8 protein-coding genes are annotated in these 13874 nt (G+C 71.7%); all 8 read left to right on the forward strand.

Annotated elements, in window-relative coordinates; genetic code table 11:
• The first annotated feature begins 52 nt into the window (after positions 1-52).
• The 8 genes from ABEA39_RS03080 (at position 53) to ABEA39_RS03115 (ending at position 13846) form a co-directional block, all read left to right on the forward strand.
• Positions 53-295, forward strand: a complete 243-nt coding sequence (locus ABEA39_RS03080; protein ID WP_345373080.1) for a hypothetical protein — start codon at positions 53-55, stop codon at positions 293-295.
• Positions 296-549: 254 nt separating this feature from the next.
• Complete coding sequence (locus ABEA39_RS03085; protein ID WP_345373082.1) at positions 550-1503, forward strand: hypothetical protein; 954 nt, start codon at positions 550-552, stop codon at positions 1501-1503.
• Positions 1493-2968, forward strand: coding sequence for a serine/threonine-protein kinase (locus ABEA39_RS03090; protein ID WP_345373084.1), 1476 nt, complete (start codon positions 1493-1495; stop codon positions 2966-2968). The genes ABEA39_RS03085 and ABEA39_RS03090 overlap by 11 nt, the downstream gene beginning before the upstream one ends.
• Positions 2969-2971: 3 nt before the next feature.
• Entirely contained in the window at positions 2972-8614 is a 5643-nt protein-coding gene (locus ABEA39_RS03095; protein ID WP_345373086.1) for an Ig-like domain-containing protein, read from the forward strand.
• Between the two features lie 81 nt (positions 8615-8695).
• Positions 8696-9661 (forward strand): AAA family ATPase, encoded by a 966-nt coding sequence (locus tag ABEA39_RS03100; RefSeq protein ID WP_345373929.1) that lies wholly within the window; start codon positions 8696-8698, stop codon positions 9659-9661.
• Positions 9658-10995 carry a DUF58 domain-containing protein gene (locus tag ABEA39_RS03105; protein ID WP_345373088.1) on the forward strand — a complete coding sequence of 446 codons (1338 nt, stop codon included), beginning with the start codon at positions 9658-9660 and terminating at the stop codon, positions 10993-10995. Before ABEA39_RS03100 ends, ABEA39_RS03105 begins: the two co-directional genes overlap by 4 nt.
• A 173-nt stretch (positions 10996-11168) precedes the next feature.
• A complete protein-coding gene (locus tag ABEA39_RS03110; protein ID WP_345373090.1) occupies positions 11169-13499 on the forward strand; it encodes a transglutaminase-like domain-containing protein in 2331 nt (776 codons plus the stop codon).
• Positions 13496-13846 (forward strand): FHA domain-containing protein, encoded by a 351-nt coding sequence (locus tag ABEA39_RS03115; protein ID WP_345373092.1) that lies wholly within the window; start codon positions 13496-13498, stop codon positions 13844-13846. Before ABEA39_RS03110 ends, ABEA39_RS03115 begins: the two co-directional genes overlap by 4 nt.
• Positions 13847-13874: the final 28 nt, after the last annotated feature.

Consider the following 13874-nt stretch of genomic DNA (forward strand, 5'->3'; position numbering starts at 1 on the left):
TGCCAGGGCATGCCGCCGTGCTGTTTCAGCGCGGATTTATCAAGGAGATCACGTGACAGCCAATGGCTTCACCGTTCGAGATTTGCAACGCAAGCTCGAGGACGCCCGGGTCGACCGCAGTCTGTATTCGATCGGGAAAGGGTTCGACGAGACGCTGTGCCTTGTCGAACTTCCTGACGGTTCCTGGGAAACCTTCGTCGGCCAGCGAGGCGTCAAAGACCAGCGCCTCGTGTGGCCCGACGAAGAGACGGCCTGCTACGGCTTTCTCGGTCAAATCGCCTGGACGCACTGGTAGGCGGCGGCCTCAGTGTGAACCAGGTCGACGCCGGTTCGGCGTCCGGAATTGCGGCCCACGGCGGGTCCGACTCCAGAAACGACGGCCTGCGCGGCGATTGAGCGGCATGTTTTGGAGTCGAGGGCCAAATGGGGCCCGTACAAGCGCCGACCTTGGGAAGACCGCGGGAACATGCCCCCGTATGGGGTTTTGGGGCGGGGGAGAGGGCGCGGCTAGGGTGGGTGGACCGGAACCAGACGGGCTAGGGGTAGCAAATGGGGAGTACGACTGCGGTGAATCGCGGGTGGTCCATGGCGTGGGCCGAGCCCGCGACCGTGGCGCTGTCCGTCGACCACTCGGCCCGTGCATCCCTCGCCGTTCGACAGGGTGAAACGGGCGTCGTCCAAGTCACACTGGGTGAGGAGGCCCGGGTCGACCTCGAGACGGCGTCCGGCTTTCGCACCTACTCGGGTGGCGGCCTCCCGAGCGATCTCGTCGACGGGGTGCTTTCCCTGCGCCCCACGCCGGCGGCCGCAGCCGCGGCCAAAGGGCCGACGGATGCCGAGTCGCTGGTCGCACCCGAGCTGCTGGTCGCACCGGAGCCGCTGGTCGCACCCGAGCCGGAAGCGGACTTCGACGAGACCGTGCTGACGCCCCGGCCGGCCGCACTGCCGGAGCAGCCGGCTCTGCCGGAGCAGCCCGAGGCGGATTTCGACGCGACGGTGCTGACGCCGAGACGGAACGCACCGCCCGAACCGGACTTCGACGAGACGGTGTTCACCCCGCGCATCCCACCGTTTCTCGCGCCCGCGGCGACGCCCAGCACCGCAGCGCCCGGCCCGGCGTTCGAGGTGCTCGTCACCGACATCACCGGCGCCCGACTCTTCCCGATCGACGGTGCCCTGTACATCGGTCGGTCGCCGGCAGTTCCGCCCGAGCGCGGCGCTCGAGAGGGTGCGCTCGCGTTCGTCGGATCGCGCACCGAGCACGTGTCGGCCACCCATCTGGTGCTCGTCGACGACGACGGGCTCCTCCTGGTGCGCGACCTCTGGTCCACCAACGGCACCGAGCTCACCCCGCCCGCCGGCCCGACGTACCGACTCACGCCGGGGGAGTCGCTGCCACTCGCGGCGGGCACGAGGCTCTCCCTGGCCGACGACGTGACGATCGAGGTCGTACCGGCGGCCTCGCATCTCAGCTCGACGGCCCAGGGGCACCGTGCCGAGTAGGTTGCCCGAGCCCGCCCCCGTCCTTCCCGGCTACAGCGTCGTCCGGCCCCTGGGCTCCGGGGGTTTCGCCGACGTGTTCCTCTACGAGCAGAGCATGCCGCGCCGCCGGGTGGCGGTGAAGGTGCTGCTGCCCGATGTCGCCGACGCCGACGCCCGCCAGATGTTCCTGGCCGAGGCGACGATGATGGCGCAGCTGTCGGCGCACCCCGACGTGGTGACCGTCTACGAGGCGAGCATCGCCGCCGACGGCCGCCCGTACCTCGTGATGGAGTACTGCCCCGACTCCTACGGCGGTCGCTACCGCACGGAACGGCTCGCCCTCACCGAAGTGCTGCCGATCGCGCTGGCCGTCGGAAGCGTCCTCGAGACCGCTCACCGCGACGGATTCCTGCATCGCGACGTCAAACCGTCGAACATCCTGCACACGACCTACGGTCGCCCGGTCCTCTCCGACTTCGGCATCGCCGCGAGCATCGCGGCGGCCGAGGGCCAGGAGACCCGAGGGCTCTCCGTGCCGTGGTCGGCACCCGAGGTGATCCGGGGCGAGACCCACGGCACGGTGAAGAGCGAGATCTACGCCTTCGCAGCGACGGTCTACGGGCTCCTCGCCGGTCGCTCGCCCTTCGAGGTGCCGGGCAAGGAGAACACCCTCGAAGCCATCCAGCGCCGCATCCTCGGTCGCGCCCCCGCTGCCCCGCTCGGCCGACCCGACGTCCCCGCCTCGCTCGAGACCGCCCTCCTCCGGGCGCTGTCGAAAGACCCGGGGCTGCGGCCGGCCTCCGTGCTGACGGTCCTCCGCTCGCTCCAGCTCGTCGAGACCGAGCTCGGTCTGCGGCCCTCACCCCTCCTGCTGCCGAACGAGAGCGTGCTCGAGGCACCGGGGCCCGCCGCCCTTCCCGTCGCGCAGGCCCCGACGGCGTCGGCCACCACGCGGCGACCTCGCACCCGCTCGTCGACACGCTCCCACGTCTCGGCCTCGACGGGGTCGGGTGCCCCCGAGGCGTCCGCGCGCGGACGATCCGTCGGTGGGCGATCCTCAGTGTCGGGCTCGCGCGGCAGGATCGACGGCACCGTCGTCAGGGCGAGCGCGGGGGATGCCCGGGCCGGCTCTCGAATCAGCCGCCGTTCCCTCGTGGTCGGGTCGAGCATCCTCGCGGCCGTGGTGCTCGTCGTGGCAGCGATCCTCGTCGTGCCCCGGCTCGGCGGCGGGTCGAGCATCCCCCGAGTCGCCCACATCAGCGCCAACACGACCTCCGACGCCGTCGAGTTCACCTGGAGCGACCCCGGGCTGAAGCGCGGCGACGTGTATCTCGTGCGCGTCGACGGCGGCAGCGGCACCCAGCAGCGCTCCGCCCGCTTCCGGCTCGAGAAGAGCGCGATCACCGGACAGGCGTGCGTGACCGTGGCCGTGGTCCGCGCCGGAACGAGCGGCGCCCCCAGCGCGTCGACCTGCGCGGGCGGCTGACCCGTGCGCCGCCTCGCCGCCCGGCTCCGGGCCCGTCTTCCGCTCGTCCTCTCGACGGCGGCCGCCTTCGTCGTGGTGGTGCTCGTCGCCGTCATCGCGTTCACGTCGCCGGGCTACTCGCGCCAGGACGTGCACCTCGACGACGGCTCGGTCTGGGTGGCGAACGAGGCCGCACACCTCGTCGGATCCGCCAACACCTCGATCGCCAAGCTGAGCGCCGCGGTGAAGTCGACCGGCAACGACGTCTCCCTCCTTCAAGACGAGTCGCACCTCGTCGTGCACGACCGAGGGGCGAACACGTTGGCGGTGATCGACCCGGCCCAGGCCAAGACGACCGACACGGTGCCGCTCCCGGAGGGCTCGCCCCTGGTCGTCTCGGCCGGCGAGCACGTCGGCATCTACCTGCCCACGACCGGCGACACCTGGGTCACGACCCTCGGCACAGTCGCGAAGTACAGCTCCAAGAGCGCCCCCACCATGAGCCTCGGAGTCGATGCCGTGCTGGCGATGGACTCCAGCGGCGCCTATGCCGGCTACAGCATGAAGAGTCGGATGCTCGTGACCGGCTCCGTCGACACCACCAGCGGGCAGGCCTCGTCGAGTCGCCGCGTCTCGTTCCCCGGCAAGCCCCAGGCCGTCACGGCGACCCTCGTGGGCGGAAAGCCCGTCCTGTACGACCCCGCCTCGAGACGGCTCTGGGTGGACGGCCGATTCGTGACGCTGCCGGCCGGGGGCAGTGCCGCCGGAGCGGTCGTCCTTCAGCAGCCGTCGCCGACCGGCGGTCGAGTGCTGGTCGCTCGAGGCTCGTCCCTGCTGGCCGTCGCCCTCGACGACGGGGCGCTGACGACACTGGCCTCCCGTGCCGTCGGCAACCCGAGTGCTCCCGTGGTCGTCGACGGCTGCGCCTACGCGGTGTGGTCGGGCGGAACGGCGCTGCGCGCCTGCGGCACGGCCACGAAGACGACCCGGACCACCCTGACCGGTGCGAGCGCCAGCGCTGCCGTGTCGCTGACCGCCCGGGGCCACCACGTCGTCGCCACCGATGCGCGCAGCGGAAACGCCTGGGCGCTGCAGAACGGCGGCCGCCTGATCGACAACTGGTCCGACTTCGTCGACGACACGACCAACACGACGCAGACCACCACGCAGGAGGACGTCGCTCCCCAACTCGACCCCGACCAGAAGCCGCCGGTCGCGGTCGACGACTCGTTCGGCATCCGCGCGGGGCGGGCGAACACCCTGCCGGTCCTGCTCAACGACAGCGACCCGAACGGCGACCCGCTGCTGATCACGTCCGCGACCGCCGTCGACCCGCAGTTCGGCGGTCTCGACATCGTCTCCGACGGTCAGAAGCTCCAGATGACCACGCGGCCGACGGCCGCCGGGTCTGTGCAGTTCCAGTACACGATCACCGACGGCTACGGCAACGAGGCCCACGCCACGGTGACTCTCACGGTCCACACCGCCGACGAGAACGGCGCGCCCCAACAGGTCCGGCCGACCCGCACGTCGGTCTCCTCCGGCGGCACGGTCGCCCTGAACGTGCTCTCCGACTGGGTCGACCCCGACTCCGACCCGTTCTACCTGCAGTCCGCCAGCACCGCCTCGCCTTCGACTGTCTCGTTCACTCAGGACGGGTCGATCCAGTACCACGACGGCGGATCGGCCGCAGGCATCACCACCATCGCCCTGGTCGTCTCCGACGGGTCCGCTTCGGGCACCGGCTCGGTCAGCGTCACCGTCGGCGCCCCCGGCTCGGTGCCGATCATCGCCGAGTCGTTCACCGTGACCGGGTACACCGGCCAGCAGATCAGCGTGGCCCCGCTGCCCAACGTCCGGGGCGGCACCGGAACCGTCACACTCGACGGCGTCACTGCAGTCGGCGGCGACGACGCCCTCCAACTCCAGCCGGACTACTCGACGGGCACCTTCGCCGTGACGGCGACCCGGGCGGGCACGCACCATGTGCGCTACTCCGTGACCGACGGCACGCGCACGGCGAACGGCACGATCCGCGTGGACGTCGTCGACCCGCCGAGCGAGAACCTGCCGCCCGTGACCGTGCCGACGACGGCGTTCCTCTACCTCCAAGACAGCCGGACGGTCGACGTCCTCGCCGGGGACAGCGATCCCGCCGGTGGGGTCCTCTCGCTCGTCAGCCTCGGGGGCGTGCCCGCCTCCTCCGGCATCGTCGCGGGCATCATCGACCACGGCTCGCTCCGAGTGACTCTGACCAGATCCCTTTCGGCGCCGGTCACGTTCAGCTACGTCGTGACCAACGGCAAGGCCAACGCGACCGGCAGCGTCACGATCGTCGAGACCCCCGAGCCGTCGCGCCTCCAAGCCCCGGTCGCGGTCGCCGACACGGCCACGGTGCGAGTCGGGCAGGTCGTCGACATCCCCGTCCTGGCCAACGACAGCCAGCCCGACGACAAGCCGCTCCAGCTCGACGAGTCGCTGGTGTCGACCGTGCCGTCGGGTGACGGGCTCCTCTTCACCGACCGGACGCAACTCCGCTACCTCGCCCCGGACAAGCCCGGCACGTACACGGCGGAGTACCGCGTCTCGCAGTCCGACGGACAATTCGCCACCGCTCCCGTGACCATCGTGGTCAAGGCCCTCGACCCGGCGAACGACCGGCCTCCGGCACCCCGCACCGTCACGGCCCGTGTCACGGCCGGCGGTACGGTGACCATTCCCATCCCGCTCTCGGGAATCGACCCCGACGGCGACGCCGTCAGCCTCATCGGCCAGGCCACCGCGCCCCGGCTCGGCGCCGTCTCCAAGGTCGGAAGCGACTACCTGACCTACCAGGCCGGGTCGTACGCGTCGGGCACCGACACCTTCCAGTACACGGTCGTCGACTCGGTGGGATCCACGGGCACCGGCACGATCCGCATCGGCGTCAGTGCTTCGACCGGCACCGTCGCGCCACCCCTGGCCCAGGACGACCTCGTCCGCACGCGCCCCGGCACGAAACTGTCCGTCCCCGTCCTGGCCAACGACTCGGATCCCGGGCAGGGCACCCTCTCGGTCACGGGTGTCGAAGCCTCCAGCGCCGCGCTCACACCCGGCTTCACCGACACCGCGGTCACCGTCACGGCTCCGACCAAGCCGGGCAGCTACGGAATCCTCTACACGGCGAAGGACGCGCGGGGCGGAACAGCGAGCGCCTGGCTGTACCTCGACGTGGCCGCCGACGCTCCGCGTGCGGCACCCGTCGCGACCGACATCACCCTCACATCCCAGGAGGTCGCCGGGCGGAAGACCGTCGACGTGCGTCCTCTCGACGGAGTGTCGTTCGCCGAAGGGACGACGGCGGACCTCGAGCTGTCGCTCGTTCCCGGCTACGGGGGAGCGAGCATCCTGCCGGGTGGAGTCCTTCGGGCGGACGTGGGGACGTCCAGCCGGATCATCCCGTTCCGGGTGGCGCGCAAGGACGACCCCGCCGTCACGTCGACGGCGTTCCTCTGGGTGCCCGGCTCGGAGGACGGCGTGCCCGAGGTGCGGAGCAACGCCCCGGCGCTGAGCGTGGTGAGCGGCTCGAAGCTGACCATCAGGCTGGCCGACCAACTGGTCGGCGTGCAGGGGCGTGCGGTGCGACTGACCGGCTCGTCGAGCGTGTCCGCGACGTACTCGAACGGCTCGCCGCTGGTCGCCGACGCCTCGACCCTGCAGTACACCTCGGAGGCGGGGTATTTCGGCCCGGCCTCCATCACCTTCACGGCGACCGACGGCCCGGCCGGCTCGGTGGCGAACCAGGCCACGATCACGCTGGCCATCACCGTCACACCGAAGAATGACGAGCCTCCGGTGCTGAACGGCGCCGATCTGCCTCTCGAGTCCGGGGCCCAGACGACCGTCGACCTCCAGGCGCTGACCGACTACCCGTACCCCGACCGCCGCAGCGAACTCCGCTACTCCGCGGTCTCGGGCACGCCGAGCGCCGTCACGGCGAGCGTCTCCGGGTCGACCCTGACCATTCGAACCGTCGACGGCACGGCGGTGGGCACGATCGCCAAGGTCGTGGTGTCGGTCTCCGATCGCACCGGCGCCGGCAAGTCGGGCGTCGTCTCGGTGTCGGTCGTGCGGTCCACGCGGCCCCTGGTGCAGCCGATCCCCGATGCGGTCACCATCCGACGCGGGTCGCAGGGCTCGGTGTCGGTCCTCGCCAACGACGAGGCCACCAACCCCTTCCCGGGCCACCCCCTCCGCGTCGTCGACGTCGGTCAGGGCGCTGCTCTGCCCGCCGGGGTCACCGTCTCGACGAGTGCCGATCGCAGTGTCGTCTCGATCGCGGTGGCCAAGGGGGCGTCGACCGGCACCGTCACGATCCCGTACGAGGTGGCCGACGAGACGGACGACCCGAACCGGTACACATCGAGCACGATCACGGCCACGGTCCAGGACGTGCCGGACGCACCCCCGGCTGCCCCGGGCATCCTCTCGAAGAACACCGACACCTCGTCGGTGACCCTGGCGATCCCGCACGCGTTCCCCAACTTCTCCGACATCACCGGCTACACCGTCCGGTCGACCGACGGCACGGTGACCGCGACCTGCGCCAACCCCGACTCCTGCCTCGTGAGCGGTCTCCAGTACGGGGTGCCCTACGCGTTCACGGCTCTGGCCACGAACGGTCTCGGTGACGGCGCTCCGAGCCCGGCCAGCGACACCGTGGTCGTCGACGGCACGCCGAACCCGCCCCAGCAGGTGACGCTCCAGGCCACCGGCGACGACCCGAACGGGCATTCCCTGCTCGCCCGGTGGGATCCGCCCACGGTCACCAAGGGGACGCCCATCCAGTCGTACACGGTGCTCCTCCAGGGCCCGGGCGTGAGCACCAGCCAGGTCGTCCCGGCCACGCAGACCCAGGCGCTCCTTACCGATTCCGGAATCCAGCCGGGCAACCAGTACAGCGTCTCGGTCACGGCGCAGAACAAGACCAACACGAGCGGGCCCGCCTCGGCGGTGTCGGTCTCGGTCGGGCCCCCGACGAACATTACGGTCGCCGCCGGTCTGATCTACCCGGGCCACGTCGCCCTGCAGGTGTCGTGGACGCCCGGCTCGCCGAACGGCGGATCGGGGCTGACCTACTCGGTGCAGCGGCTGACCGGAGGCGACCCGTCGAACTGCTCGCCGGGCTCGATGCCGGGCGTGAACGTGGGCGGGGCGACGAGCTGGGTCGACGACGGCTATGCGCAGGGCAACGGCTCGTACGCGGTGTACGCCAGCAACGGGCTGTTCTGCAGCCGGTTCACCAACAGTTCCGCCGACACCTCGTTGCCCGCCGCCCCGTCGGGCAAGGCGACCCTGTCGAAGCAGAAGCCGGGCGGGACGGAGGTCGCGACCGACATCCTCGTCGGGCCGCTGACCGACACGAGCTCGACGGTCGACCACTACCAGTACAGCCTCGTCGCGCACGGAGCGCAGCCGGCGACCTGGAGCACGATCGCGCAGAAGGGCGCCTACATCACCGGCCCCGGGGCGAGTTCGACCGCGTACGGCTCGACCTGGGACGTCTACGCCCGTGCCTGCCGGTTCGGCGGCAACGACTCCTGCGGCCCGTCGACGAAGATCGGCGACTCCTTGAAGCCCCTCGCGGCGGTCGCCGCGACCACCCCGCCCCCGACGAAAGGCCCCTGAGCCATGACCACTCCCGCCGTTCCCGAGGGCATCCCCGCAGGCGTCCCCTCGGGCGTGCCCTCTGGCGTCCCCGACGAGGTCATGACCCTCGAGCAGGCCGCCTGGTTCAAAGAGGTGGCCGCCCGTCTGGTGGCCAACGTCGAGCAGGTCCTGCTCGGCAAACCCCACGTCGTGCAGCTCGCCCTGACGACCCTGCTCAGCGAGGGCCACCTCCTTCTCGAGGACTTCCCGGGCACCGGCAAGACGTCGCTGGCACGCGCTCTCGCGCAGACGGTGGGAGGCACGAGCAACCGGATCCAGTTCACTCCCGACCTGCTCCCCGGCGACGTGACCGGCATGAGCATGTACGACCAGAAGAACGGCGTGTTCGAGTTCCACACCGGGCCGGTGTTCTCCAACGTGCTGCTGGCCGACGAGATCAACCGGGCGAGCCCCAAGACCCAGTCGGCCCTCCTCGAGGTGATGGAGGAGTCGCGGGTCACCGTGGACGGCGTGACCCATTCGGTGCCGGACCCGTTCATGGTCATCGCCACGCAGAACCCCGTCGAGCAGGCCGGCACCTATCGGCTGCCGGAGGCTCAGCTCGACCGCTTCCTGCTCAAGACCACCCTCGGGTATCCCGACGCCGTGTCCACACGTCGCATCCTCGAGGGCGTCCGGGTGAAGTCGCATCAGCGCACCCTGGAGCCGATCCTCTCGGTCCACGACCTGAGGTCGATGATCGAGACCGCCAAACTCGTGACCACCGACTCGGCCATCCTCGACTACGTCTCCCGCCTCGTCGACGCCACACGCTCGGCCTCGGAGGTCCGGCTGGGCTCGAGCGTCCGCGGCGCGCTGGCGCTGGTGCGCTCGTCGATGACCTGGGCCGCCCTCCAGGGGCGCACCTACGTGCTGCCCGACGACGTCAAGGCCCTGGCCGAGCCGGTGCTGGCCCACCGCCTCGTGCTCGACCCGGAGGCCGAGTTCGACGGGGTGACTCCGACCAGCGTGGTGGGCCGGATCCTGCTCGACGTGGTCCCGCCGCACGAACGGCTGTCCGTGTGAGTCCGACCCGCACCTCCGGCACCGGCCTGACCGCCACCTCCTCCAGGCGCTCGGGCCTGTCCCGCTCCGGGGCGTATCGGCACGCGCGACGGGCTCTGCGCCGGTGGGAGACGGTTGTGGGCGGAGCGGCCCGGACGGCGACCGGCGTCGTCACCCCGCTGGGCTGGGCCGTCCTCGCCGGCTCGGTTCTAGCGCTCGGCCTCGGGTACGGGCTGGGCTGGACCGAGTTCGCGGTGGCGGGCGTCGGCACGGGCATCCTCGCCGCCGTCTCGGCCCTGTTCCTGATCGGCCGCACCCGCTTCACCGTCGCGCTCACGGTGGAGACGCGGCGGACCGTCGTGGGGTCGCCGGTCGAGGGCAGCGTCGAACTCGGAGCGGACTCGCGACGACCGCTGTGGGGCGCCAGGTTGGAGGTGCGGATCGGTGCCGAGCTGGTGCCCCTGCGGCTTCCCGGCGTCGGGGAGTCGGGCCGGAGCTCGACCGCGTTCGAAGTCCCGGCCCGGCAGCGCGGCATCGTGACCGTGGGGCCGGTGCGGACGGTGCGGGGCGACCCGCTCGGGTTGTTCCGCCGCGACGTGGAGTGGACCGAGACGGTCGAGGTGTTCGTGCATCCCGCGACCGTCGTCGTCCCGTCGACCAGCACGGGCTTCATCCGCGACCTGGAGGGCAGCCCGACACGCGATCTGACGGCGAGCGACATCTCCTTCCACGCTCTCCGCGAGTACCGGCCCGGCGACGACCGGCGGCACATCCACTGGAAGAGCACGGCCCGCACCGGCCAGCTCACGGTGCGCCAGTTCGAGGAGACCCGGCGCAGCCACCTCGTCGTCGCCTTCGGGCTCGCCGACGCCGACTACGCCGACCCGGACGAGTTCGAGCTCGCCGTCGGCGCCGCCTCGTCGATCGCCCTCCGTGCCATCCGCGACGGGCGCGACCTCTCCGTCCTGACCAGCCCCGCCACACCGGCGTTCGCCGCTCCCGACGACGAGGTCCGCGCCCCGCGGGTCGTCGCGTCGTCGTCACGTCAGCGTCTGCTCGACGACGTCAGCTCGCTCGCGTCCGGCACGTCCACCGTGGGGCTGAGCGCCCTGGCGCGGCTCGCCACCGAGCAGGTCTCGGGCATCTCGCTGGTGTTCCTCGTCTGCGGCTCGACCCCGAGCCTGCGCGAGCTGCAGTCGTGGTCGCTGCGGTTCCCGCTCGGCGTGCAGATCGTGGTGGTGGTGTGCCGGCCGACAGCCGAGCCGTCGCTGCGGCGCATCGGCGAGCTCAGCATCGTCACCATCGGCTACCTCGACGACCTGCGCGCGGCGCTCCACCGAGGGGCGCAGGAATGAGCCGGGGGATGCGCGGGGCCGGCCCTCGAAACGGCGGGCGCCGGCGGGTTGAACCTGGCCGCGCCGCGTCTCGCCGGGCCGCAGATCGCCGAGCCTCAGATGGCGGAGGCGCAAATCGCCGTGCCGCACGTCGCGCTGCCGCAGATCGGTCGGCCGAACGTCGCAGCACGCTCGTGCCCCGCCTGCCCGACCTGGGGTTCGCCGGGGTGCTGCTCGCAATCGCCGCCGTTCCGCTCGGGGCCGTGTACGAGCATCCCGCGTTCGTGGCCGTCAGTGTGGGTGCGCTGGTGCTGGGCGGTGCCATCGGCGTCGTCGGAGCGTGGCGAAGGCTGCCCTGGTACGCCGTCGTGGCACTCACAGCGGTGGTCTACCTGATCGTCGGCGTGCCTCTCGCGGTGCCCACCGAGGCGGCGTCGCGCGTGCTGCCGACCGCGACGGGGTTCCGCGACCTCGTGACGGGAACGGCGACGTCGTGGCAGCGGATGCTCTCGGTCGATCTGCCGCTCGGCGACTTCCAAGCCCTGCTCGTTCCCGCCCTGGTCGTGCTGCTGGTGGCGACCGTGGTGTCGGTGTCGCTCGTCCTGCGCACGAGCCGACCGGGCTGGGCGATCGCGCCGGCGGTCGGCGTGCTGGCGTTCGGTATCGCCGTGGGAGGGACGCGTGCCGTCGCGCCGCTCGTGGCCGGCCTGGCCTTCGTCGTCGTCGCGCCGCTCGTGGCCGGCCTGGCCTTCGTCGTCGTCGCGCTGCTCTGGGCCGTGCGGCCGGTGATCGCGGACGGGCGCTCGTTCGCGCGCGGCGCTGCAGCCGCGATGCTCGTCCTCGTCTGCGCTGCGGCAGGCGGGCTCGTCGTCGCCGGCAACCCACCTGCCGTGTCGCGGCAGGTGCTCCGCACGGCCGTCGTGCCGCCGTTCGATCCGTCGCATCAGGTGAGCCCGCTCGTCGGGTTCCGCAACGACGTCCTGCCGCCGGGGGATGCGAAGCGGATGCTCACCGTCACGGGGCTGCCGACCGGCGCCCGAGTGCGGGTCGCGACCCTCGACGACTACGACGGGCTCGTGTTCGCCGTGGGCGACGGGGCGGCGTCGGCCTCGTCGGGGACCTTCGCCCTGGTGCCGTCGCGCATCGACCGCAGCAGGGCGTCGGGCAGCCGCTCGTCGGGGCTGCCGGCCACGGTCTCGGTGACCGTCGACGCATACCGCGGCGTCTGGCTCCCGACGGTGGGCGACGTGGAGTCGGTGACGATCGGGCCTCCGGTCTCCGGCAGCGCCGCGGCCCGACCCGGTGCGGTCGACGGCACCGTCTACGTGAACAAGGAGACGAGCACCGCGGCCGTCCGCGCCGGCATGACGGCGGGGGAGACGTATCAGGTCGCGGCTGTCGTCCCCTCGACGCCCTCCCTCGACCAGGTCGCCGCGCTGCGTCCGGGCACGGCGAAGCAGACGAAGCCGGCCGCCGTGCCCGCGGCCCTCGCCGCCGTCGTGAAGGCGCACGCGACCGGCAGCACGCCCGGTGCCCGACTCGCCGCTGTGACGACCTGGCTGCGTTCCGGGTACGTCAGTGACTCGGGGCAGGGCGAACCGTTCAGTGCCGCCGGCCACACCGCCGGGCGCCTGCAGACGCTCCTGACCGCGACGCCGATGCTGGGTGATGCCGAGCAGTACGCCCCGGCGCTGGCGCTGCTCGCACGCCAGCTCGGGTTCCCGTCGCGGGTCGTGGTGGGATTCGCGGGCACGGGTGCGTCGGGCTCGCAGGGCACGACGACCTTCACGGGTGCCGACCTCACCGCCTGGGTCGAGGTGCAGACCTCGACCGGCGCCTGGGTCGACATCGACCCCAACCCGAAGCCGCGCCCCGTCCCGTCGCCGCAGACCGAGGAGACCCAGTCGGTCGCTCGCCCTCAGACGGTTCTTCCGCCCCCGCCGCCGTCGAAGAACGACACCGCGGTGACGCAGAACCGCGACGGCCAGAAGACCAAGCAGGACTCCGGCGCGCCCGCCTGGCTTCTCGTACTCCTCGAGGTCCTGCGCATTGGTCTCCCGATCTTGGTGATCGCCGCGATCGTGCTCGCACCGTTGTGGGCCATCGCTTTGGCGCGTCTCCTTCGCCGACGAATCCGCCGTCGGCGCGACCGGGCCGAGACCACGGTGAGCGGCGCGTGGAACGAGCTCGAAGACGCTGTGCACGACTCGGGGCCGCGGCTGGCGGCGGCGCTGCACCGTGCATCCACCCGCTCCGAGGTGGCGGCCGCCGTCGGTACGCCCGAGGTGGTGCGACTCGCCGAGCGGGCCGAACGCAGCGTCTTCTCGCGACAGGTGCTCACGGCCGCCGAGGTCGAGGCGTTCTGGGCGGAGACGCGGGATGCACGGCGCAGCATCCAGGCGACGGCCCCGACCCGCTGGGAACGCCTCCGCTACCACCTGACGGCGCGATCGCTCGTCGACGGACTGACAAGATGGAGGCTCGGTCGACGGGCGGCGCGGCAGGAACGACGGGAGAACCGGTGAGCACCTATCGATTCACGTTCAGCAACGGCGCGGTCGTCCGGGCCTCCTCCTACGGTGTCGTGGGGCGGAACCCCGGGCTGCGCCCTCTCGACGAGGAGGTCGACGGCTCGAGCGACGTCACGCTCGTCACGATCCCCGACCCGCTGAAGTCGATCTCGCGCATGCACTTCGTGTTCGGCCAGTATGACGGAGCCCTGTGGGTCTCCGACCTCGACAGCGTGAACGGAACGACCCTGGTGTATCCCGACGGCAGTTCGTTCGAGTGCGCACCCGGCGTCCGGCTCGAGGTGGACCCCGGATCGCGCATCGAGTTCGGCTCGTTCTCGGCGACGGTGGACGAGGTCTGACGGTGGGCCGGGCCGCGCGGGTCAGCGA

The organism is Frondihabitans cladoniiphilus, from assembly GCF_039544345.1.
In the GTDB taxonomy this organism is placed as follows: Bacteria; Actinomycetota; Actinomycetes; order Actinomycetales; family Microbacteriaceae; genus Frondihabitans; species Frondihabitans cladoniiphilus.